General features: G+C 60.0%; 18 protein-coding genes. 13 read left to right on the top strand and 5 right to left on the bottom strand.

Annotated elements, in window-relative coordinates; all coding sequences use genetic code 11:
• Positions 1 to 192 precede the first annotated feature (192 nt).
• On the bottom strand, positions 193 to 1,119 hold the full coding sequence (gene epsC / locus PSH97_RS01085) for a serine O-acetyltransferase EpsC (protein WP_305447763.1): 927 nt from the start codon (positions 1,117 to 1,119) through the stop codon (positions 193 to 195).
• Positions 1,120 to 1,309: 190 nt separating this feature from the next.
• Here epsC and PSH97_RS01080 point away from each other — a divergent pair, with 190 nt between their 5' ends.
• The 13 genes from PSH97_RS01080 to PSH97_RS01020 all read left to right on the top strand — a co-directional run bounded on the left by PSH97_RS01080 (position 1,310) and on the right by PSH97_RS01020 (position 14,113).
• Complete coding sequence (locus tag PSH97_RS01080; protein WP_305447762.1) at positions 1,310 to 2,302, top strand: D-cysteine desulfhydrase; 993 nt, start codon at positions 1,310 to 1,312, stop codon at positions 2,300 to 2,302.
• A gap of 346 nt (positions 2,303 to 2,648) precedes the next feature.
• Positions 2,649 to 3,443: a cystine ABC transporter substrate-binding protein gene (gene tcyJ, locus PSH97_RS01075; protein ID WP_007903114.1), complete on the top strand. Its 795-nt coding sequence runs from the start codon at positions 2,649 to 2,651 to the stop codon at positions 3,441 to 3,443.
• On the top strand, positions 3,443 to 4,108 hold the full coding sequence (gene tcyL / locus PSH97_RS01070) for a cystine ABC transporter permease (RefSeq protein WP_007903115.1): 666 nt from the start codon (positions 3,443 to 3,445) through the stop codon (positions 4,106 to 4,108). The genes tcyJ and tcyL overlap by 1 nt, the downstream gene beginning before the upstream one ends.
• 4 nt (positions 4,109 to 4,112) lie before the next feature.
• On the top strand, positions 4,113 to 4,862 hold the full coding sequence (gene tcyN, locus PSH97_RS01065) for an L-cystine ABC transporter ATP-binding protein TcyN (protein ID WP_305447761.1): 750 nt from the start codon (positions 4,113 to 4,115) through the stop codon (positions 4,860 to 4,862).
• Between the two features lie 505 nt (positions 4,863 to 5,367).
• Entirely contained in the window at positions 5,368 to 6,126 is a 759-nt protein-coding gene (locus tag PSH97_RS01060) for a hypothetical protein (protein ID WP_305447760.1), read from the top strand.
• Positions 6,127 to 6,482: 356 nt separating this feature from the next.
• On the top strand, positions 6,483 to 7,724 hold the full coding sequence (locus PSH97_RS01055) for an SfnB family sulfur acquisition oxidoreductase (RefSeq protein ID WP_305447759.1): 1,242 nt from the start codon (positions 6,483 to 6,485) through the stop codon (positions 7,722 to 7,724).
• A gap of 5 nt (positions 7,725 to 7,729) precedes the next feature.
• Complete coding sequence (locus PSH97_RS01050) at positions 7,730 to 8,923, top strand: SfnB family sulfur acquisition oxidoreductase (RefSeq protein ID WP_305447758.1); 1,194 nt, start codon at positions 7,730 to 7,732, stop codon at positions 8,921 to 8,923.
• Entirely contained in the window at positions 8,923 to 10,281 is a 1,359-nt protein-coding gene (locus PSH97_RS01045) for an LLM class flavin-dependent oxidoreductase (protein ID WP_305447757.1), read from the top strand. Before PSH97_RS01050 ends, PSH97_RS01045 begins: the two co-directional genes overlap by 1 nt.
• A gap of 145 nt (positions 10,282 to 10,426) precedes the next feature.
• A complete protein-coding gene (locus tag PSH97_RS01040) occupies positions 10,427 to 11,236 on the top strand; it encodes a MetQ/NlpA family ABC transporter substrate-binding protein (protein ID WP_305447756.1) in 810 nt (269 codons plus the stop codon).
• 2 nt (positions 11,237 to 11,238) lie between these two features.
• The gene (locus tag PSH97_RS01035; protein ID WP_305447755.1) at positions 11,239 to 12,360 is read left to right on the top strand and encodes a methionine ABC transporter ATP-binding protein; all 1,122 of its coding nucleotides are present in this window, start codon (positions 11,239 to 11,241) and stop codon (positions 12,358 to 12,360) included.
• Positions 12,350 to 12,994 carry a methionine ABC transporter permease gene (locus PSH97_RS01030; protein ID WP_095054448.1) on the top strand — a complete coding sequence of 215 codons (645 nt, stop codon included), beginning with the start codon at positions 12,350 to 12,352 and terminating at the stop codon, positions 12,992 to 12,994. Before PSH97_RS01035 ends, PSH97_RS01030 begins: the two co-directional genes overlap by 11 nt.
• Positions 12,995 to 13,073: 79 nt before the next feature.
• Positions 13,074 to 13,367 carry a DUF6124 family protein gene (locus tag PSH97_RS01025; protein ID WP_305449731.1) on the top strand — a complete coding sequence of 98 codons (294 nt, stop codon included), beginning with the start codon at positions 13,074 to 13,076 and terminating at the stop codon, positions 13,365 to 13,367.
• A gap of 113 nt (positions 13,368 to 13,480) precedes the next feature.
• Positions 13,481 to 14,113: a class I SAM-dependent methyltransferase gene (locus PSH97_RS01020; protein ID WP_305447754.1), complete on the top strand. Its 633-nt coding sequence runs from the start codon at positions 13,481 to 13,483 to the stop codon at positions 14,111 to 14,113.
• On the opposite strand, the gene PSH97_RS01015 is transcribed toward PSH97_RS01020, so the two are convergent.
• The 4 genes from PSH97_RS01015 to PSH97_RS01000 all read right to left on the bottom strand — a co-directional run bounded on the left by PSH97_RS01015 (position 14,101) and on the right by PSH97_RS01000 (position 21,661).
• A complete protein-coding gene (locus tag PSH97_RS01015; protein ID WP_305447753.1) occupies positions 14,101 to 16,347 on the bottom strand; it encodes a glycoside hydrolase in 2,247 nt (748 codons plus the stop codon). The two genes, PSH97_RS01020 and PSH97_RS01015, sit on opposite strands and share 13 nt — an antisense overlap.
• A gap of 90 nt (positions 16,348 to 16,437) precedes the next feature.
• Positions 16,438 to 19,497 carry an efflux RND transporter permease subunit gene (locus PSH97_RS01010; RefSeq protein WP_305447752.1) on the bottom strand — a complete coding sequence of 1,020 codons (3,060 nt, stop codon included), beginning with the start codon at positions 19,495 to 19,497 and terminating at the stop codon, positions 16,438 to 16,440.
• Entirely contained in the window at positions 19,494 to 20,561 is a 1,068-nt protein-coding gene (locus tag PSH97_RS01005) for an efflux RND transporter periplasmic adaptor subunit (RefSeq protein WP_305447751.1), read from the bottom strand. Before PSH97_RS01005 ends, PSH97_RS01010 begins: the two co-directional genes overlap by 4 nt.
• The gene (locus PSH97_RS01000) at positions 20,558 to 21,661 is read right to left on the bottom strand and encodes an efflux RND transporter periplasmic adaptor subunit (protein WP_305447750.1); all 1,104 of its coding nucleotides are present in this window, start codon (positions 21,659 to 21,661) and stop codon (positions 20,558 to 20,560) included. The genes PSH97_RS01005 and PSH97_RS01000 overlap by 4 nt, the downstream gene beginning before the upstream one ends.
• Positions 21,662 to 21,754 lie beyond the last annotated feature (93 nt).

Raw genomic sequence — 21,754 nt, 5'->3', positions numbered from 1 at the left:
TCGTAGAGCTCGACGGTAGCTTTCTTAAGCTAGCTCAAGGAAGGATATGACGCGGGGTTTGGAGGATGATCGTTCCCACGCTCTGGGTGGGAGTGCAGCCCGTGACGCTTTGCGTCACATCAAGAGCGGACGCGGAGCGTCCAGTGAGGCATTCCCACGCGGAGCGTGGGAACGATCAGATGAGGAACTTACTTACTTTTGCGTCCCATCATCATGCTGCAGATTCGCCTGGGTCAGGTTGCACCCCGCCGGCACACTGCGGGTCAGCCAGACGTTGCCACCGATGGTTGAGCCCTTGCCGATGGTGATCCGTCCCAGAATCGTCGCGCCGGCATAGATCACCACATCGTCCTCGACGATCGGATGCCGCGGATGGCCCTTCTGCAACTGGCCGTCTTCGTCCGCCGGGAAGCGCTTGGCGCCCAAGGTCACCGCCTGATAAATCCGCACGCGCTCGCCAATGATCGCGGTCTCGCCGATCACCACACCCGTCCCGTGATCGATGAAGAAACTGCGACCGATCTGCGCCCCCGGATGGATGTCGATGCCGGTGGCCGAGTGGGCGATTTCCGCGCTGATCCGCGCCAGCAGCGGCAAGCCGGCGCGATATAAATGATGGGCCAGACGATGGTGAATCACCGCCAGAATCCCCGGGTAGCAGAGCAACACTTCATCGACACTGCGGGCCGCCGGGTCACCGTGATAGGCGGCCAGCACATCGGTGTCCAACAGGCTGCGCAATCCTGGCAGGGCGAGGGCGAAGTCCTGAATGATCTCGACGGCCCTGGCTTCGACTTCAGTGTCGGCCCGGGCACCATGGCGAGCGGCGTAACGCAGTTCGAGCCGCGCCTGAGCCAGCAACGCGTTCAACGCCACATCCAGAGTGTGGCCGACGTAGAAATCTTCACTTTCCTCGCGCAAATCCACCGGCCCCAGACGCATCGGGAACAGCGCACCGCACAAGGCTTCGAGAATGTCCGCCATGGCCGCTCGGGACGGCAACTCGCGACCGCCCTGCTCGCCGCTGGCACGGCCGTTTTGTGCGCGCCACTGGTCGCGCGCCGTACGCAGTTGGCTGACGATGGTCTGCAATTGCCAATGGCTGGAACGCTCGCTCACGGTAAAAACTCCTCACGGGCGGCCGGACTGTCTGGCCGCGTTAACCGCGATTACTTTACGGCAACGGCTTGCGGCCGAATTAAGAACCAATAGTGCTGTGCTCAATACTTTTGGCTATAAGCGATTGACAGTTGCCCCACAAAATACCCGTGCCTATAGTCCTGACATCTTCCTCCGCCAGTACGGACCCATGATCAAACAACAGCTTGCCCGCTTTAACCGCCTCGACCTGCTCGGTCATCCTACTCCCCTGGAAAAACTCGAACGCCTGTCGACCTGGCTGGGCCGCGATCTGTACGTCAAACGTGATGACCTGACGCCATTGGCACTGGGCGGCAACAAGCTGCGCAAACTCGAATACCTGGCCGCCGATGCCTTGGCCCAGGGCGCTGACACGTTGATCACCGCAGGTGCGATCCAGTCCAACCACGTGCGCCAGACCGCCGCCATTGCGGCCAAGCTGGGCCTGGGCTGCGTAGCGCTGCTGGAAAATCCCCTCGGCACCGACGACAGCAACTATGTCGGCAACGGCAATCGGCTGTTGCTGGACCTGTTCGATGCCAAGGTCGAGCTGGTGGAAAACCTCGACAATGCCGACGAGCAATTGGAAGCGCTGGCCGGGCGTCTGCGCAGCAACGGTAAAAAGCCGTATCTGGTGCCGATTGGTGGCTCGAATGCATTGGGCGCTTTGGGTTATGTCCGTGCGGGCCTGGAACTGGCCGAACAGATCAAGGACACCGGGCTGCAATTCGCCGCCGTGGTGCTGGCGTCCGGAAGTGCCGGCACCCACAGCGGCCTGGCGCTGGCATTGAGCGAAGCACTGCCGGATTTGCCAGTGATCGGCGTGACCGTTTCCCGTAGCGATGAAGCTCAACGACCGAAAGTCCAGGGCCTCGCCGAATGCACTGCCGAGCTGCTGGGCGTGAGACTGCCGGCGAGTTTCAAAATCGAACTATGGGACGAATATTTCGGCCCACGTTATGGCGAGCCGAATGCCGGGACATTGTCAGCGCTGAAGCTGCTGGCGAGTCAGGAAGGGTTGTTGCTGGATCCGGTGTACACCGGCAAGGCCATGGCCGGTTTGCTCGACGGCATCGGGCGCCAGCGCTTCAATGACGGCCCGATCATCTTCCTGCACACCGGTGGCGCGCCGGCGTTGTTTGCCTACAAAGACTTTCTATAACTGATCGTTCCCACGCTCCGCGTGGGAATGCAGCCCGTGACGCTCCGCGTCACTGGACGCGGAGCGTCCCTAGAGGCATTCCCACGCAGAGCGTTGGAACGATCATGAAACCGCGTTCTCCTGTGAGCGAAGCTCGCCCGCGAAAGCGATCCACACATACAAATAAAGAATAACAAACTTAATATTTAGTATTTTCCAATCTAAAGACAACATCATATAGTCGCGCCGCAGGCGAATTTGCTGCAAGACGCATAAGCTGCTTTAGGGCAGGATATCGCAGTCGTTCAAATCCCGAATTTGCCAACTTTCCTTAAGCGTCTTCCATAAGAAAACACAGGGGCTTGTCATGAATTTTTCCGCATTACGTCGAAATCTGCTGGTGGGTTCGCTGGGCCTGGCGCTGAGCGCCGGCCTGCTCGGGCAGGCAGTGGCCGGTGAGCAGCTGCAAAAGATCAAGGACGCAGGCGTGATCAACGTCGGTCTGGAAGGCACTTATCCACCGTTCAGCTTCGTCGACGAGGCCGGCAAACTGAGCGGCTTCGAAGTCGAGTTCTCCGAAGCCTTGGCCAAAGAGCTGGGCGTGAAGGTCAAACTGCAGCCGACCAAATGGGAAGGCATCCTCGCAGCCCTGGAATCCAAGCGTCTGGACGCGGTGATCAACCAGGTGACCATCACCGAAGAGCGCAAGAAGAAGTACGACTTCTCCACGCCTTACACCGTTTCCGGGATTCAGGCGCTGACCCTGACCAAAAACAAAGACACCATCAAGACCGCCGCCGATCTGGCCGGCAAGAAAGTCGGCGTAGGCCTGGGCACCAACTACGAGCAGTGGGTGAAAGAGAATGTGCCCAAGGCGGACATCCGCACCTACGAAGATGATCCGACCAAGTTCCAGGATCTGCGCGTCGGCCGCATCGATGCCATCCTGATCGACCGCCTGGCCGCTCTGGAATACGCCAGGAAGGCCAAGGACACTGCCGCCGCCGGCGAAGCATTCTCCCGCCAGGAAGCCGGTATTGCCCTGCGCAAAGGCGAGCCCGAGCTGCTGGCCGCGGTGAACAAGGCCATCGACAAGCTGCGTGCCGACGGTACGCTGAAAAAGCTGTCGGAAAAATACTTCAGCGCTGACGTCACTCAATAATGGGAGAAGCTTTCCAACTTGCGCTGGACTCCGCGCCCTTTCTGCTCAAGGGCGCGTACTACACAGTCATCCTGAGCCTGGGCGGAATGTTCTTCGGCCTGCTGATGGGCTTCGGCCTGGCCTTGATGCGCCTGTCGCGCTTCAAACTGGTGAGCTGGATCGCCCGCATCTACGTGTCGTTCTTTCGCGGCACGCCGTTGCTGGTGCAACTGTTCGTGATCTATTACGGCTTGCCGCAACTGGGTATCGAACTTGATCCGCTGCCGGCGGCCCTGATCGGCTTCTCGCTGAACATGGCGGCCTATGCCTGCGAAATCCTGCGTGCCGCCATCAGCTCCATCGAGCGCGGCCAGTGGGAAGCCGCCGCCAGTATCGGCATGACCCGCGCGCAAACCCTGCGCCGGGCCATCCTGCCGCAAGCGGCGCGCACGGCCTTGCCACCGTTGGGCAACAGCTTTATTTCGCTGGTCAAGGACACCGCTCTGGCAGCCACCATTCAGGTGCCGGAGCTGTTCCGTCAGGCACAGCTGATTACCGCCCGCACCTTCGAAATTTTCACCATGTATCTTGCCGCTGCGCTGATCTACTGGGTTCTGGCGACTGTACTGTCGCATCTGCAGAACCAGTTGGAAGCGCGGGTTAATCGGCACGACCAGGAGTCCTGACCCAATGATTGTCGTGGAAAAACTGACAAAGCAGTTCAAGGGTCAGGTGGTGCTCAACGGCATCGATCTGCAGGTGAAGGAAGGCGAGGTGGTGGCGATCATCGGCCCCAGCGGCTCGGGCAAAACCACCTTCCTGCGTTGCCTGAATTTTCTCGAGGAACCTAGCAGCGGCCGGATCAAGGTCGGCGACATCGAGATCGATGGCAGCCGCCCCCTGAACCAGCAGCAGGGCCTGGTACGGCGCTTGCGCCAGCATGTGGGTTTTGTGTTCCAGAACTTCAACCTGTTCCCCCATCGCACCGCCCTGGAAAACGTGATCGAAGGCCCGTTGGTGGTGAAAAAGATCCCACGCGCCGAAGCCGTTGCCCTGGGGAAAAAGCTGTTGGCCAAGGTCGGCCTGGCGGGCAAGGAAGACGCTTACCCGCGACGCCTCTCCGGTGGTCAGCAACAGCGTGTGGCGATTGCCCGGGCGTTGGCGATGGAACCGGAAGTGATCCTGTTCGATGAGCCGACTTCTGCACTGGACCCGGAACTGGTGGGCGAAGTGCTGGCGACCATCCGCGGTCTGGCCGAGGAGAAACGCACCATGGTGATCGTCACCCACGAAATGGGCTTTGCCCGGGACGTGGCCAACCGCGTGGTGTTTTTCGACAAGGGGGTGATCGTCGAACAAGGCGAAGCCAAGGCACTGTTTGCCAATCCGAAAGAGGAACGGACGAAACAGTTTCTCAGCAAGTTTCTTAATAACGCTTAGTACTGCCTCACTCGTAAACTGTCAACTTCCAGGGATGGAAGTGACATTAAGCCCGCCTTATAAAAGGCTATAGTCCCCTCTCAACATCCCCTTGACTCACCCTCATCATAAATAACTTCCCGCCGCTCCATGCGGTACATATATATGTCCTGCAACAGATTAATATCGCCTAAATTTTATAAAACACCTTGCTGCACACACTCAAAGGGTTGCTGCCTCAGAGGCATAAAACACACCAAATACCGGACTTTATTCGACAGAGCGATGGGGTTTATTAACCACGCCACGTAGGAGTTTTCTGAATCACGCAAGAACTAACCTTTAACCAATCAACGCTATTGACACTTATTCAAGTGCACTCTTATCTAGTCTCCAACAGGCAACAGCCATCACACTCAATCATTGTTTAAGCGCGCAAATAGTGAATCGTTTTGTTGCTTGGTAATTCACCCCTTTCGATCTTTCAGAAATGGACTTCGCGGCAAAGCTTCAAGGAGAGAAACCCATGACAAGCACTTCAAACAAACCTGAACTTGCAGCCCCGACCCTGGCGCAAAGCCACAAGGCCGGTATCAACATCACCTCCGCCGCTCACCTTATGATCGACGTGGCTCCCTACTCCGGTATGGATGAAGGCGACCTGATCGAGTTGTTCTGGAACAACTGCTACGTAGCCTCCAGTGTCCTGGGCCCCGACCATGGCGGCAAAGCGGTGAGCCTGCGGGTGCCGGAAAGCTTCATTGCCAATGGTTCTGCCCGCGTCCATTACAAGGTCATGCAGGTCGGGCAAGGGCCGGCTGTATCACCGGCGGCGCGCGTCCAGATCAAACTTGATTGCCCGGGTGGCCTGCTGCTTTGCGATGAGGAAAACCAGAGCCTGGCGCCCGTATTCATCCCTGAGACCATTCGCCGTCAGGGGGTCAATCCGAACCAGGTCAAACGCGGTGTCCCGTTGACCATCGAGCCGTACCTGAACATGGCCGCCGACGACGAAATCACCCTGCGCTGGGGCGATGTGCGCATGGACCTGCCCAAGCTCAAGGCTTGCGATGTGGGTCAGCCGATTCAGGTCTGGGTACCCCCGGCGATCATTCTCGAAGCCGGCGAAGACCTTCGACTGGAAGTGACCTACTGCATCCTCGATCGGGTGGGTAACAACTCGCGCTGGGCACCGGCACGCACACTGAAGATCGGCTGTGCCAATCCCTACCTGAGAGTGCCGCCGAAAGAAGTGCTCATGGCCGCTGAATCCCGCAAACGGTGAGCTCCCGTAGCAGCTGGCGAAGCCTGCGTTCGGCTGCGAAGCAGTCGCAAAATCGTGCACCGTGGTCATTCAGGTTAATCGCGGATTCAGGATTCACGACTGCTGCGCAGCCGAACGCAGGCTTCGCCAGCTGCTACAGGGGTGTGTGGCACCTCTTCTATATATATTCCTAAAAGTTAGTTCATTAATTATTTATACATGTTTAGGGTATATACACCGGACCACCGGACATTCGTGTTTTTCGTTCGCCGCAACCCTTGCGGCGCTTTCATGAGATGTGAGGTAGGTATGGTCCGGAACACAATCACCCCAGTGCAAATCGCCAGGGCATTGCGTGCAGCCAAGGAGCGGCACTGATGTCCAGTCTGGCAGATGCAATCGTCCAGAGTGATCTGGACATCGCCCCCTTATTGTTGCCCGCGCAGGTCTTGCGCAACGACGCCCAAGCCATCAAGGCGGCCCATGAGCTGGCGCAAGTCGCCCGCCTGCAAGCCGCCAAACGTGACCAGCAGCGCAAGCTGCCGTGGTCGGAAATCGAACAGTTCACCCGCAGCGGCCTGGGCAGCATCGCCATCCCGCGTGAGTACGGTGGCCCGCAGGTTTCATTCGTCACCTTAGCCTCGGTGTTCGCGATCATTTCCGCGGCCGACCCGGCGCTGGGGCAGATACCGCAGAACCAGTTCGGCATTCTCAACCTGATACTCGGCAGCGCCACCGAGTCGCAGAAAAAACAGCTGTTCAAAAGCGTGCTCGAAGGCTGGCGAATCGGTAACGCGGGACCCGAGCGCGGGACCAAAAATACCCTGGAGCTCAAGGCGCGGATCACCGCCGACGGCGATGGCTTCGTTATCAACGGGCAGAAGTTCTATTCCACCGGCGCCCTGTTCGCCCACTGGGTGGCCGTCAAGGCGCTGAACGACGAAGGCAAGCAAGTACTGGCCTTCGTTCGTCGCGGCACGCCGGGCTTGCGCATCGTTGATGACTGGTCAGGTTTCGGCCAGCGCACCACCGCCAGCGGCACCCTTTTGCTCAACAACGTGCGGGTCGATGCCGAGCTGGTAGTGGATAACTGGAAGATCAACGACAGCCCGAATACCCAGGGCGCTGTGTCGCAGTTGATTCAAGCAGCCATCGACGCCGGCATTGCTCGAGGCGCCATCGATGACGCCATCGAGTTCGTGCAAAAACGCGCACGGCCCTGGATCGATGCCAAGGTCGACCGGGCCAGCGACGACCTCTACGTGATCGCCGACATCGGCAAGCTGAAAATCGAACTGCACGCCGCCGAAGCGCTGCTGCGCAAGGCCGGGCAAGTACTCGATGAGGTCAACGCCGCGCCGCTCACCGCCGAGTCCGCTGCGCGTGCCTCGATTGCTGTGGCCGAAGCCAAAGTGCTGACCACCGAGATTTCGCTGCTGGCCAGCGAAAAGCTCTTCGAACTGGCCGGCAGCCGCGCCACCCTCGCCGAATTCAACCTCGACCGCCACTGGCGCAACGCCCGGGTGCACACGCTGCACGACCCGGTGCGCTGGAAATATCACGCGGTCGGCGCCTATCGCCTTAACGGCACACTCCCCGCTCGCCACTCCTGGATTTAACGACCATGACTCTTTCTCACCACGTCGCGGTCATCACCAGCGATGAGCATGCCCTGATCATCGCCAGTGACTTGGCCGACGATTTCAAACGCGACAGCGCCCTGCGCGACCGCGAACGTCGTTTGCCATACCCGGAACTGGAAGTGTTTTCCCGTTCGGGTCTTTGGGGCATCAGCGTGCCAAAAGAATACGGTGGCGCTGGGGTTTCCAACGTGACCCTGGCCAAGGTGATCGCGCTGATCGCCCAGGCTGATGGCTCCCTCGGACAAATTCCACAAAACCATTTCTACGCCCTCGAAGTGCTGCGCGTGAACGGCACCGATGAGCAGAAAAAACGCCTCTACGCCGAGGTGTTGGCCGGCCAGCGCTTCGGCAACGCACTCGCGGAACTGGGCACCAAAACCGCCCATGATCGTGTCACCAGCCTGACTCGTGATGGCGACGGCTATCGCATCAACGGACGCAAGTTCTACGCCACCGGCGCGATTTACGCCCAGCGCATCCCGACGTCAGTCGTGGACGAAAACGGTGTGCAGCAATTGGCTTTCGTCCCGCGTAACAGCAAAGGCCTGACGGTCATCGATGACTGGAGCGGCTTCGGCCAGCGCACCACCGGCAGCGGTTCGGTGGTGTTCGAGGATGTCTACGTCACTGCCGAGGATGTGATCCCGTTTCAAAGCGCGTTCGAACGCCCGACCACTGTCGGCCCGCTGGCGCAGATTCTCCACGCCGCGATCGACACCGGCATCGCCCGCGCCGCTTACGAAGATGCACTGCATTTTGTGCGCACCAAGACCCGGCCATGGATTGATTCCGGCAACGACAAAGCCACCGAAGACCCGCTGACGATCAAAAGTTTCGGCCACTTGAGCATTCGCCTGCACGCCACCGAAGCCCTGCTGGAACGCTCCGGCGAATTCCTCGACCAGGCCCAGGCCAACACCAATGCCGAGACCGTCGCCGCCGCGTCGATTGCCGTCGCCGAAGCCCGGGCCATCAGCACTGAGATCTCCCTCGCCGCCGGCAGCACGCTGTTCGAACTCGCCGGCAGCCAGGCGACCCTGATCGAGCACGGCCTCGATCGCCACTGGCGCAATGCCCGGGTGCACACCCTGCACGACCCGGTGCGCTGGAAGTATCACGCGGTGGGCAATTATTACCTCAACGATGAAAACCCGCCGTTGCGGGGGACCATCTGATGGCCGACGCCAAAAAGAAGATCCTGCTCAATGCCTTCAACATGAACTGCATCGGGCACATCAATCATGGCTTGTGGACGCATCCACGGGACACCTCGACCCAATACAAAACCATCGAATACTGGACCGAACTGGCGCAGTTGCTGGAACGCGGACTGTTCGACGGTCTGTTCATCGCCGACATCGCCGGTGTGTACGACGTCTATCAAAACTCGGTGGACGTGCCGCTCAAAGAGTCGATCCAGTTGCCGGTCAACGACCCGTTGCTGCTGGTCTCGGCCATGGCCGCAGTCACCAGAAACCTCGGCTTCGGCCTGACCGCCAACCTGACCTACGAACCTCCGTACCTGTTCGCCCGGCGCATGTCGACGCTCGATCATTTGAGCCGTGGGCGGGTCGGCTGGAACATCGTCACCGGCTACCTCGACAGCGCCGCCAAGGCCATGGGCCTGAGCGAACAGGTGGAACACGACCGCCGTTACGACCAGGCCGATGAATACCTGCAAGTGCTCTACAAACTCTGGGAGGGCAGCTGGGAAAACGGCGCGGTGCTCAACGACCGCGAACAGCGGATCTACGCCTTACCTGCGAAAGTGCACAAGGTCGAGCACAAGGGTGAGTTCTATCAGGTCGAGGGTTATCACCTCTGCGAGCCATCGCCGCAACGCACGCCGGTGCTGTTCCAGGCCGGTAGCTCCGATCGCGGTCTGCTGTTCGCCGGTCGGCATGCCGAGTGCGTGTTCATTAGCGGTCAGAACAAACCGGCGACCCGGGTTCAGGTGGACAAAGTTCGCGTCAGCGCCGTCGAAGCCGGGCGCAATCCCTGGGACATCAAGGTGTTCATGGGGTTGAACGTGATCGTCGGCGCCACCGAAGAGCTGGCCTGGACCAAGCATGCCGAGTACCTGAGTTACGCCAGTGCCGAGGCTGGCGTGGCGCACTTCTCGGCGTCCACCGGGATCGATTTTTCCGAGTACGAACTCGACGAACCGATCCAGTACGTGAAGAGCAACGCCATCCAGTCCGCCACCAAGAACCTGCAAAACAACGATTGGACCCGCCGCAAACTGCTGGAACAACACGCTCTCGGTGGCCGCTACATCACCGTGGTCGGCTCGCCGCAGCAGGTGGCCGACGAACTGGAATCCTGGATCGCGGAAACCGGCCTGGATGGTTTCAATCTGACGCGGATTGTCACCCCGGAAAGCTATGTGGATTTCATTGAACTAGTGATTCCGGAGTTGCAACGCAGAGGGTCGTACAAGACCGCTTATGACGACGGCAGCCTGCGAGAAAAACTGTTTCACGGCAAGGCGCATTTGCCCAAGCAACACACCGGATCCCACTACCGACACTGACTCCTTGTAACTGATCGTTCCCACGCTCCGCGTGGGAATGCAGCCCGGGACGCTCCGCGTCCCAAGAGCGGACGCGGAGCGTCCGTTGAGGCATTCCCCCGCGGAGCGTGGGAACGATCGCCCTTAACTGACTGGAAGACATCTCATGACCAAAAAACTCTTTACCCACCCAGTCAAAGCACTGGCCCTGGCCCTCGGCCTCTTCAGCTCCATCACCTTCGCCGCCGACGCGCCGCTGAAAGTCGGCACCACCGCAGCCTTCGCCATTCCCCTGGAAACAGCAGTGGAGGAAGCCAGCAAACAAGGCCTGAAAGTCGAACTGGTGGAATTCAGCGACTGGATCGCCCCCAACGTCAGCCTCGCCTCCGGCGACATCGACGTGAACTATTTCCAGCACATCCCGTTCCTGGAAAACGCCAAGGCCGCCGCCGGTTTTGACCTGGTGCCGTTCGCCCCGGGGATCATCAACAACGTCGGCCTCTACTCGAAAAAATACAAAAGCTTCGACGCGTTGCCCGAAGGCGCCAGCGTGGCCATCGCCAACGACCCGATCAACAGCGGTCGCGGCCTGCAACTGCTGGCCAAGGCCGGGCTGATCACCCTCAAACCGGGTGTCGGTTACAAGGCCACCGAAGAAGACATCATCGCCAACCCGAAAAAAATCAAAATCCTCCAGGTCGAAGCCGTGCAACTGGTGCGTGCCTATGACGACGCCGATCTGGTCCAGGGTTACCCGGCCTATATCCGTCTGTCGAAGACCTTCGATGCCAGCTCTGCCCTGCTGTTCGATGGCCTCGATCACAAGGAATACGTGATCCAGTTCGTCATCCAGCCGAAAAGCAAAACCGACCCACGCTTAATCAAATTCGTCGACATCTACCAGCATTCGCCAGCCGTTCGTGCGGCGCTGGATAAGGCCCATGGCAAGCTCTATCAAGCCGGCTGGGAAAGCTGAGCATGACGGCCGCTATCCAACGGCGACTGGAACTTCCGGAGCCACATAACGCCACACAAACCGAACTGCACCCAGACCTGAATCGCGCCCATGTGCGCTTCATCGGCCTGGGCAAAACCTACAACGGCCAGCAAGGTCCGGTGGCGGCGCTGCACGGCATCGACCTGGCGATCCAGCGCGGCGAAGTGTTCGGCATCATCGGTCGCAGCGGCGCCGGCAAGTCGTCGCTGATCCGCACTATCAACCGTCTCGAACAACCGAGCACGGGGCGGGTGCTGATCGATCAGGTCGACATCGGCGAGTTCGATGAAGACCGCCTGGTGGCGCTGCGGCGGAGGATCGGCATGATCTTCCAGCACTTCAACCTGATGTCGGCCAAGACGGTTTGGCAGAACGTCGAATTGCCGCTGAAGGCCGCCGGTGTGCCTAAGGAGCAGCGCGAGCGCAAAGTCCGCGAACTGCTGGAACTGGTCGGCCTGCAAGAGAAACACAAAGCCTACCCGGCGCAGCTTTCCGGCGGGCAGAAACAGCGCGTCGGCATCGCCCGCGCGCTGGTGCATGACCCGGTGATTCTGCTGTGTGACGAGGCGACGTCGGCGCTGGATCCGGAGACCACACAATCGATCCTCGGCCTGTTGCGCGAGATCAATCAACGGCTGGGTTTGACCATCGTGCTGATCACTCACGAGATGGCGGTGATCCGCGATATCTGTGATCGGGTGGTGGTGCTGGAACACGGGCGAATCGTCGAGCAAGGGCCGGTCTGGGAAGTATTCGGCAACCCGCAACATGAAGTCAGCAAGACCTTGCTCGCGCCATTGCAACACGGACTGCCGGAAGAACTGCAAAGCCGCCTGCGTCCACAACCGCAGTCTTCGGACGCCGCCGTGGTGCTGCGTTTGCAATTCACCGGCAGTGCCAGCGACGAGCCAGACCTGGCGGCACTGTTCAGCGCCCTCGGTGGCAGCGTGCGCTTGCTGCAAGGGGGCGTGGAACGGATTCAGGGGCATGCACTCGGGCAATTGCTGCTGGCGGTGACCGGTTCGTCCCTCGGCGCCGAGGAACTGCGCCAGCGCGCCAGCAACTGGGCGCAACAGGTGGAGGTGCTGGGTTATGTGGTTTGATCGGTTGCTTCAGGGTTTTATCGACACCTTTTTGATGGTGGGTGTGTCGTCGCTGATCGCGCTGTTGGCGGGCATTCCGTTGGCGGTGATTCTGGTCACCAGTTCCAAGGGCGGGATCTACGAAGCACCGGCACTGAACCGCGCACTGGGCGCGTTCGTGAACCTGTTCCGCTCGATTCCGTTTCTGATTTTGATGGTGGCGTTGATTCCGTTCACCCGGTTGATCGTCGGCACCACGTATGGCGTGTGGGCTGCCGTGGTGCCGCTGACCATCGCCGCCACGCCGTTCTTTGCACGCATCGCCGAGGTCAGTTTGCGCGAGGTCGACCATGGGTTGATCGAAGCGGCGCAAGCCATGGGCTGCCGACGCGGGCATATCGTCTGGCATGTGCTGCTGCCCGAAGCGCTGCCGGGGATTGTCGGTGGCTTCACCATTACCTTGGTGACGATGATCAACTCGTCAGCCATGGCCGGAGCGATTGGTGCAGGTGGGTTGGGGGACATCGCTTATCGGTATGGGTATCAGCGGTTTGATAGCCAGATCATGTTGACGGTGATTGTGTTGCTGGTGGTGTTGGTGGCGGTGATTCAGTTGGGTGGGGATCGGTTGGCTCGGGGGCTGAACAAGCGCTGATCGAGATAGCAGCCGCGACGCTCACCTTGTAGCAGCTGGCGAAGCCTGCGTTACGGCATCCTCAAACAAAGCCGACGACCTGCTCAAGGACCGTTCCGCGCTTTACCGTGCAATCGATTTCCACCTCACCGGCAAGCAGCCTTCGGCCCCCGATGAATTGCGCTTCTACAACGTCAGCAAAGACGTGAGCTTCAAAGACGCCCAGCTCTATGTGGCTGATCTGCTGCGCTGCGCCTCGGTCACGGCGTATCAGTGCGGCGATCAACTCAAAGGTGCCGATCGGGCATTGGTGTTTTCCGTTTGGCATTTGCTGGAGATCGCCAAGGCGATGGTTGATCGGTCCATTGAATGTCTGGGGATGAAGCAGAGCTGAGTCATTGGTCGTCAGTGATATTGCCATCGCGGGCTTGCCCGCGATGGGCTACGCAGCAGCCCCAGACCTGATGGCGTATATTCAGCGAATCCCAATTACCTGCGCAGCCGACCATGAAACAGACTCCCGACGACCTGGAGCAGATCACCTCCACCACCCTGGGCCATTACAACGCGGTGGCTGAAGACTTCCGTGAAGGCACTCGCGATCACGATGTCAGCCAGAACATTGATGCCCTGCTGCGGCATATTCAGGGTGAGGCGCCGTTCACCCTTCTCGACTTCGGCTGCGGCCCTGGTCGCGACCTGAAAACCTTTACGCGCATGGGCCACACCGCCATCGGCCTCGACGGTTCGGAAAAGTTGGCGCAGATGGCGCGCGAAGACAGTGGTTGCGAAGTCTGGCAGCAAGACTTTTTGAAACTCGATCTGCCGGCCGGGCGGTTTGACGGGATATTTGCCAATGCGGTGCTGTTCCACATCCCGAGTCAGGAATTGCCGCGGGTGTTGAAGCAACTGCGCGAGGCGTTGAAACCAGGCGGTGTGTTGTTCAGCTCCAATCCTCGTGGTGAGAATCAGGAAGGCTGGAACGGGCCGCGATATGGAGCGTATTACGATCTTCAAGTGTGGCAGGAAATGCTGACCGAAGCGGGGTTTGTGGAGCTGGAACATTACTACCGGCCGGCGGGGCTGCCGCGGGAGCAGCAGCCTTGGTTGGCAAGTGTTTGGCGCCGTCAATCTACCTGATACGTCCTCACTTTCCCGGTCGCCTCAAATGCAAAAATGCTGCGCGCGGCCAGAATCTTTTCGCCAATCTGTCGAGGCCGGGAAGCAAAGTTGGCCACCAGTCGAGTGCCATCGGTAAACGTGGTCTGCTGCACCAGTCGATCCTCTGTCAGCCAGCGGAAATCCGTCAGCGCCTGTGTCGCCAGGCGCTCATGCAGCGGCCGGAAAAAAGCATCCTGACGCTGAATCATTGGTAGCCGCTGCTGCACCGTGGCAGCGCTCAAGTGATACAACGGCGGCACGTTATAGAGCAACTGTGTCAGTTGGCTTTCGCCACGAACATTGGTCAGCTTGAGGTTATCGAAAGCCCAGTGATGGGTGGTGATCACCGAGCCGTGAAAAACCGCCTGATATAACGGCAAACGCATGGCCGGATCGAAATAAAGACTGCGGTAAGGCTCCTTCACCGGCACCGGTTTGAAGAACACGCCGGGTTGCTCGGGCGGGAACCAGTCACCCAGATAATAAGGTGATCGCGAGTCCTTGCTCATGTCCTCGTCACCCCAACCAAATACCGGTGTCTGCATGCCATGGGCAAACAGAATCCCCTGAGCCGTGACGGCATTGCCATCCTCGGAGCCCATCGGCAATTTCAGGCTCTCGTTGATCCAGCGCCCGGCGGCAACGTTCTCGAGGGCGTTGCTCGCCTGGGTCATGAGTGCGCCAGGGCGATAGCTGTCAAACAGCATGCCTGCCGCCGTCACATCGAGGAACCAGCTATTGAAGCCAGCCCTGGCCTGAATCGCCTTGACGCGCGCTTCAAGCAGAGGTCGGATGCACCGCGGATCGGTGTAATAGCCGTTATTCAGAAAGCCGCTTTTTAACTGACCGTTTTTCAGGACGATTGCGCATGTGTTGTAAGCGTTCGTGCCTAGGTGACCCGTGGTCCAATCGGCGTTATCGGTGGACTTCAACGTCGTCTCATAGGAATCATAGGGTGCCACCAGATAACCGGCATCCACCCCGGCGCGAACGGCCTCAGGATGCCACAGCCCCGCTTCCCACGCTTCGCCCAATCCCAACCACAAGCGCGGCAACTTCGCCGCTCGCAGCTGTTGCATCATGTGCAGCGATACGCCGTCGCCCCAGCGCTCGGGTGTCGGGGTCAGTGCCGATGCGAACACCTGTGCCACCTCTGTACGCAGCTCTATATAACGCTCGGCGAGCCGGTTCATTTCCGGCTCGGGTAATATTTGCCAGTTCTGTCTGGCCAAGGTGTTCACGGCAGCGTTGAGCCCGCGAATCAGGACACGTTGCTGATACGTATTGAGCGGTGCTTTTGCCTCACGCAGGACCCGGCGACTTTCCGCATCCAGATAGCCACGCAGTTGGCCGGCCAACGCGGTTTTCCCCTCAAGCAGCGCAAGCAGCGCCGACCAATCCCGCACATCGTCAGGCCCGAGCAACCCGCCACCCCACAGATAGACATGGGCAGCCCCCAACAACTTTTTTCCCTCAGGTGTTTTAAGCAGCTTGGCACTCAGCGGCTCGTAAGCACCGGCATCGATCAACCATTGCCGATACCGTTTGGCGCCGCTCAATGGATCGGCATCCCCCAAAAAAAGGCTGAACGTCAGGGCAGCGGCGGGATCAAGCGAGGTGAATTCATGACCGACCGCCAGCGCCAGGGTGTCGGCCTCGGCGCTGAACCTCAGGCGATTATTGAATGGATTGGTCATCAACCAGTTCAGGGTGAAACCACCGTGATCGACGCCCCACAACGGCAGGCTCAAGTCCTGGGTGGTGTTGAACTCGGCCTGTTCAAGCAGGAAACGTTGCCACACCCGGTCGTCACTGGGCACGTAATGCCCTTCGGCCAGCGGCCAGATCAGCCCCTTGCCCATCGCACTGCCGGGTTGCCTGAGAAAATCCAGTTCACCGGAATCACGCGCCTTGATCGAAAAGGACAGGTCACGCTGTTCAAGCGTGGCGCTGAGAAACCAGGCGCCATCGTCCCATTGCCAGTCGATGCGGTTGGAGCTCTGCGTGAGGTCGCTGACCTTGTGCGCGGCAACGCCAGCCGAGGCTTGTACGGGTGCCTTTTGTGCGGGAATGACGCGAATCGCCAAGGTCGCGGGGTCGAGTTCGACGCGCCACAGCGGGTTTTCAAGGACGGTACCGGCCAGCGCCCATGGCGATAGCAACAGACTCGCTATCAGCAACACATGGCGCAGCCAGCAAGTGACGATGATCATGAAGCGTCCCTCTTCCAGATTGAAAAGGGACGCTAGCGCAATCCACCGGTAATGTAAGTCAGACCGTTCCCAAATGTCGCCCGGACACGATCATTGCGTCGGTGCCGACGCCTTCGGCTCGCGAATTTTGTACCAGGCCACATACAACGCCGGCAAAAACAGCAGCGTCAGCAACGTCGCGATGATGATCCCGCCAATCATCGCGTAGGCCATCGGTCCCCAGAACACTTCCCGGGCAATCGGGATCATCCCCAGGCTCGCTGCCGCCGCCGTCAGCAGAATCGGTCGGCGACGATGTTCCGTGGCCTGCACCACCGCGTCCCATGGCGTGTAGCCGCTATTCTCGAAAGATTCGATCTGGGTCACCAGTATCACCGAGTTGCGGATGATGATGCCGATCAGCGCCAGAATCCCGAGGATCGCCACAAAACCCATGGGCGTGCCGGTCGGGATCAGCGCCAGCACCACGCCGATCAACCCGAGCGGCGCGACGCTGGCCACCAGGAACAACTTCTGCACGCTGTGCAACTGGATCATCAGGAAGGTCGCCATCAAAAACAGCATCAACGGCACGACCTTGGCAATCGGCCCCTGGGCCTTGCCGCTCTCTTCCACGGTACCGCCGGTGGCGACTTTGTAGCCTACCGGCAAACCGGCGGCGAATTTGTCGATGTCCGGTTGCAGCTGTTTTACCAGGTCGGTCGGCTGAATCTCGTCGCGCACCGCGGCCTTGATGGTGATGGTCGGTTTGCGATCACGACGCCACACCAGCGGCTGTTCGAGTTCATACCGCACAGTGGCAAACGCCAGCAGCGGAATCGAAGTGCCGCCGGGGGTGACGATCTGCAGGTTCTGCAGCGTTTCCGGACTGCCGCGCTCGGCATCTTCAGCGCGGCCGACCACATTGATCAAGTAGATATCGTCATCGACCTGCGTCACCGGCGAACCGACGACGATGCTGTTCATCAGGTTCGCTACGTCTTCAGATGACAGCCCAAGTTGCCGGGCCTTGTCCTGGGCAATGTCGATGCGCAGCACTTTGCCTGGCTCATTCCAGTCGTAAATGATTTCGCCGATGTGCGAATTCTTATCCAGTTCGGTGGCCAGGGCGATCGCGTGTTTGCGCACCTGATCGATGTCTTTGCCGCTGACCCGATACTGAATCGGCCGCCCCACCGGCGGGCCCATTTCCAGGGCCTGGACGTTACTGCCGACACCGACGAACTCTTCACGCAGGCGCTTTTGCAGACGTGCGGTCAGCGCCGTGCGTGACTCCAGGCCTTTGCTGACGATCACCAGTTGCGCGTAGTACGGGTTCTGCAATTGCTGGTCGAGAGGCAGGTAGAAACGGATCGCTCCTTCGCCAATGTAGGTGCTCCAGCGCACGATGTCCGGATCGTCCTTGAACGTCGCTTCGAGCTTATCCACCGCCTTGCGGGTTTCAGCAATCGAGGCGTTTTGCGGCAGGTTCAGGTCGACGAGAATTTCCGGGCGGTCCGAGGACGGAAAGAACTGGCTCTGCACGAATTGCATGGAAAACACCGAGAGCACAAACAGCGCCACGGTAATACCGATGGCCCACCAGCGATTGCGCATGGCCCAGAGCAGGCCGCCATTGAACGCCCGACCGATGCGCCCTGGCTCTGCGTCATGAGGTTTCACCTTGGCGCTCAAAATGTGCACACCGAGCACCGGGGCGAACAGCACGGCGACAACCCACGACACCAGCATGGCCACCGCGATCACCGCAAACAGCGTGAAGGTGTACTCACCGGCGGAGCTGGCGTTCAAGCCGATCGGCACGAAACCGGCCACGGTGACCAAGGTGCCGGTGAGCATCGGGAACGCCGTCGAGGTGTAGGCGAAGGTCGCCGCTTGCTCTTTGGTTTCGCCCATTTCCAGGCGCGTGACCATCATCTCCACCGTGATCATCGCGTCGTCCACCAGCAGGCCGAGGGCGATGATCAGTGCACCGAGGGAAATCCGCTGCATGGTGATGCCGCTGTATTCCATGAAGAGGAAGACCATTGCCAGCACCAACGGAATCGAACACGCCACCACCAGCCCGGCGCGCACGCCCAGACTGACGAAGCTGACGATCAGCACGATCACCACCGCTTCGAACAACGCACTGGTGAAACCGCCGACGGCTTCTTCCACCACTACCGCCTGGTCGGAAACGTTGTGCACGCCAACGCCCACCGGCAGGTCCGCTGTCAGCTCATCCATGCGCAGGTGCAGCGCCTTGCCGAAGTCCTGAATGTTGCCGCCCTTTTTCATGGCGATCGCCAGGCCGATGGCTGGCTGACCGTTGAAGCGAAACTCCGGGGTCGACGGATCGACGTAGCCACGGCTGATGTTGGCGATGTCGGCCAGTCGGTAGAAACGATCGTTGAGCTTCAAGTTGACGTTGGCCAGGTCTTTCTCAGAGGCAAATTGCCCTGAGGTGCGCACCGAAATCCGCTCCGGACCGGCCTCGATCACCCCGGCCGGGGTCACGGCATTCTGCGATTGCAGGGTCTGCACCACCTCGCGCCGATCAATGCCGAGGGCGGCCAGTTTGCGGGGGGAGAAGTTCAGGTAAAGGACTTCATCCTGCTCGCCGACCATCTCGACCTTGCCCAGCCCCGGGACTTCACGGATTTCGGCACGCACCTGTTCCACGTAATCGCGCAACTGGCGCATCGACAGGCCGTCGGCGGTAAAGGCATACACCGAACCGAACACGTCGCCGAACTCATCGTTGAAGCCCGGCCCTTGCAGGCCCTGCGGGAAGTCACCGCGAATGTCGTTGATCTTCTTGCGCACCTGATACCAGATTTGCGGGATGTCCTTGGCGCTGGTGGTGTCGAGCAGGTTAACGAAGACCGTCGATTCGCCGGGGCGGGTGTAGCTTTTCACGTAATCGAGCGAATCGAGTTCTTCGAGTTTTTTCTCGATCCGGTCGGTGACCTGCTTGAGGGTTTCTTCCTCGGTCGCGCCGGGCCAGCGGGTCTGGATCACCATGGTTTTGATGGTGAACGACGGGTCTTCTTCGCGACCCAGGTTCAGGTACGAGAACACGCCCATCAGCAGCGCAACGAACATCAAATACCAGACAAACGACTGATGCTTGAGGGCCCATTCGGATAAGTTGAAACTCCCTTTCATCGCGGGCTGTCCTCGTCGATTTTCACTTTCTGCCCCGGTTTGAGGCTATTCACACCAGCACTGACCACCCGCTCGCCGGACTTCACGCCGTTGGCCAGGACCACCGTGTCATTGGTTCGGCTGATCAGGCTGACCTCCCGTGGGGAAACGGTTTGGGTCTGCGGATCGACGACCCAGATCCGCAGTTTTCCATCGACCTCCTGCAGCGCGCTCACCGGCAGTTCGAGGCGTGGCTTGATCGCGGAGCTCAGGGTCACGCTGATCGCCGTGCCGAGGCGAAAGCCCGGCGGCGTATCGGTCAGACTCAAGCGAGCGCGACGGGTACGGGTTGCGCTTTGGGCCTGGGGTTCGATTTCGCGCACGATGGCGGTACTGGTAATGCTCGGGTCCAGTTGGGAGGCGACCTGGAACACCACGTCGGCAGGCAACTGATCGACCAGGGTATCGGGCAAGTCGATCACCGCTTCCTTGATGTCCGGCTGCGCCAGGGTCACCACTTGCTGGCCGGCCGTGACCACTTGCCCGGCTTCGGCGCTCCACGCGGTGACGATGGCTTTGTGATCGGTGCGCAGCTCGACGTAGTTGAGTTGGTCCTTCGCCTGTTCAACTGCGGCCCTGGCTTGATCGAGAGAGGCCTGGGTGGTTTTCAGATCGGTCTGGGCGATGTCCAGTTGCGCTTGGGCGCCGACCCCGCGATTGAACAGCTCCTGCTGACGCCGGGCGTTGGCCTGAGCATTGATGAGCTGCGCCTGAACGCGCGCCAGATCACCCTGAGCCGAGCGCAACTGGTTCTGCTGATCGGTGGGGTCGAGGGTCGCGAGCAAGGCGCCTTTCTGGACTTCGGCGCCGACATCGACGTTACGGCTGGCGATACGCCCCGGCACCCGGAAACCGATATTGCTTTCGTAACGGGCCTGAATGCTGCCGGCAAACCGGCCCAGGTCTTCTTGATTGAGCGCTTTCACCTCCACGGACAACACCGGCCGAACCGGTTCTGGCGGCGCTTCCTCATCGGAGCAGGCGACCAGCAGTGCAACGGCGGACAACAGCAACAGGCGCTTCATGGCTGGGCTCCTGTCGTTGGCGTCTTATAGGTGTTTTCGACAATCTCCACCTTCACGCCCGGATGCAGTAATTGGCCGCCGGCGGTGACGACTTTTTCGCCACCGTTGAGGCCGACGCTGACAATCACTTTGCCGGTCAGGTAACGGCCGACGGTGACCGTGTGCAACTGCGCCTTGCCTTCGGCGTCCACCAGCCACACGGCCGGGTCACTGAGGTTCTTGGTCAGGGCCGACCAGGGCAGTTCCACCGCGGTTTTGCCGACTGGCTTGGCGGTGGCGCTCACGACCGAGCCGAGCTGCATGCCCTCGGGAAGACTGTCCAGGGTGACTTTGACTTGCACCGTGCCGGTCTGCGCGGACACTGCCGGCGTGACTTCCCGAACGGTGCCCGTGGTCTTGATCTTCGGATTGTCGAGCAGGCTGACCACTATCGATCTGTCCGACGGCGGCTCGGCCAGCAGCGATTCATAAACGTTGAACACCGCGTCACGTTCGCCGTCCCGGGCCAGGCTGAAAATCGGCACCGTGGCTTGCACCACCTGACCGACTTCGGCCTGGCGCGCGGTAATCACCCCCGGCGCATCGGCAATCAATGCGGTGTAGCTCAGTTGATCACGGGCATTGGCCAACTGCGCCTGAGCAGCGGTCAATGCGCTCTGGCTGCTGCGCAAGGCGGCTTGGGCGGAGTCGTATTCGCTCTGGCTGGTGTAGCCCTTGGGCAGGAGTTTTTGTTGGCGAACGAAGGCCGCGGCGGTTTGTTTAACCCGGGCCTGTTCGGCAACAACCTGGGCCTGGGCCGAGTCGACATTGGTTTGCAGGTCTTTCGGATCGAGTCTGGCCAGCACTTGTTTGGCCGAAACCCGGTCACCGACATCGACCATACGCTGGATGATCTTGCCGCCCACGCGGAACGACAACTCGGTTTGGACCCGCGCCTGAACATCGCCGGTGAGGGTCACCGCAGCGGCGAAATCGGTGGGTTTGACCTCTTGCACGAAGACGCGCGGGCGGTCCTTCTCGACGGGCTTTTTATCGCCACAGGCGGTCAGCAAGGCGATGAGGCTCAGGCCAACCATTAATTTCAATCCGGGACCCGCCATGCAGACTCCTTTGCGCTGTACGAACGTGCCAGTGACGATACGACTGTGAGCTTAGAACAGGGTTCCACGTCTGCACGAGCGATCCTTATACTC

It is taken from the genome of Pseudomonas cucumis (genome assembly GCF_030687935.1).
In the GTDB taxonomy this organism is placed as follows: domain Bacteria; phylum Pseudomonadota; class Gammaproteobacteria; order Pseudomonadales; family Pseudomonadaceae; genus Aquipseudomonas; species Aquipseudomonas cucumis.
This window is presented reverse-complemented; position numbering and strand designations above follow the sequence as displayed.

Excerpts from the sequence above, each read along its gene's own strand:
- PSH97_RS01080 (WP_305447762.1), top strand. The coding sequence starts at position 1,310 with ATGATCAAACAACAGCTTGCCCGCTTTAACCGCCTCGACCTGCTCGGT.
- tcyJ (WP_007903114.1), top strand. The coding sequence starts at position 2,649 with ATGAATTTTTCCGCATTACGTCGAAATCTGCTGGTGGGTTCGCTGGGC.
- tcyL (WP_007903115.1), top strand. The coding sequence starts at position 3,443 with ATGGGAGAAGCTTTCCAACTTGCGCTGGACTCCGCGCCCTTTCTGCTC.
- tcyN (WP_305447761.1), top strand. The coding sequence starts at position 4,113 with ATGATTGTCGTGGAAAAACTGACAAAGCAGTTCAAGGGTCAGGTGGTG.
- PSH97_RS01060 (WP_305447760.1), top strand. The coding sequence starts at position 5,368 with ATGACAAGCACTTCAAACAAACCTGAACTTGCAGCCCCGACCCTGGCG.
- PSH97_RS01055 (WP_305447759.1), top strand. The coding sequence starts at position 6,483 with ATGTCCAGTCTGGCAGATGCAATCGTCCAGAGTGATCTGGACATCGCC.
- PSH97_RS01050 (WP_305447758.1), top strand. The coding sequence starts at position 7,730 with ATGACTCTTTCTCACCACGTCGCGGTCATCACCAGCGATGAGCATGCC.
- PSH97_RS01045 (WP_305447757.1), top strand. The coding sequence starts at position 8,923 with ATGGCCGACGCCAAAAAGAAGATCCTGCTCAATGCCTTCAACATGAAC.
- PSH97_RS01040 (WP_305447756.1), top strand. The coding sequence starts at position 10,427 with ATGACCAAAAAACTCTTTACCCACCCAGTCAAAGCACTGGCCCTGGCC.
- PSH97_RS01035 (WP_305447755.1), top strand. The coding sequence starts at position 11,239 with ATGACGGCCGCTATCCAACGGCGACTGGAACTTCCGGAGCCACATAAC.
- PSH97_RS01030 (WP_095054448.1), top strand. The coding sequence starts at position 12,350 with ATGTGGTTTGATCGGTTGCTTCAGGGTTTTATCGACACCTTTTTGATG.
- PSH97_RS01020 (WP_305447754.1), top strand. The coding sequence starts at position 13,481 with ATGAAACAGACTCCCGACGACCTGGAGCAGATCACCTCCACCACCCTG.
- PSH97_RS01015 (WP_305447753.1), bottom strand. The coding sequence starts at position 16,347 with ATGATCATCGTCACTTGCTGGCTGCGCCATGTGTTGCTGATAGCGAGT.
- PSH97_RS01010 (WP_305447752.1), bottom strand. The coding sequence starts at position 19,497 with ATGAAAGGGAGTTTCAACTTATCCGAATGGGCCCTCAAGCATCAGTCG.
- PSH97_RS01005 (WP_305447751.1), bottom strand. The coding sequence starts at position 20,561 with ATGAAGCGCCTGTTGCTGTTGTCCGCCGTTGCACTGCTGGTCGCCTGC.
- PSH97_RS01000 (WP_305447750.1), bottom strand. The coding sequence starts at position 21,661 with ATGGCGGGTCCCGGATTGAAATTAATGGTTGGCCTGAGCCTCATCGCC.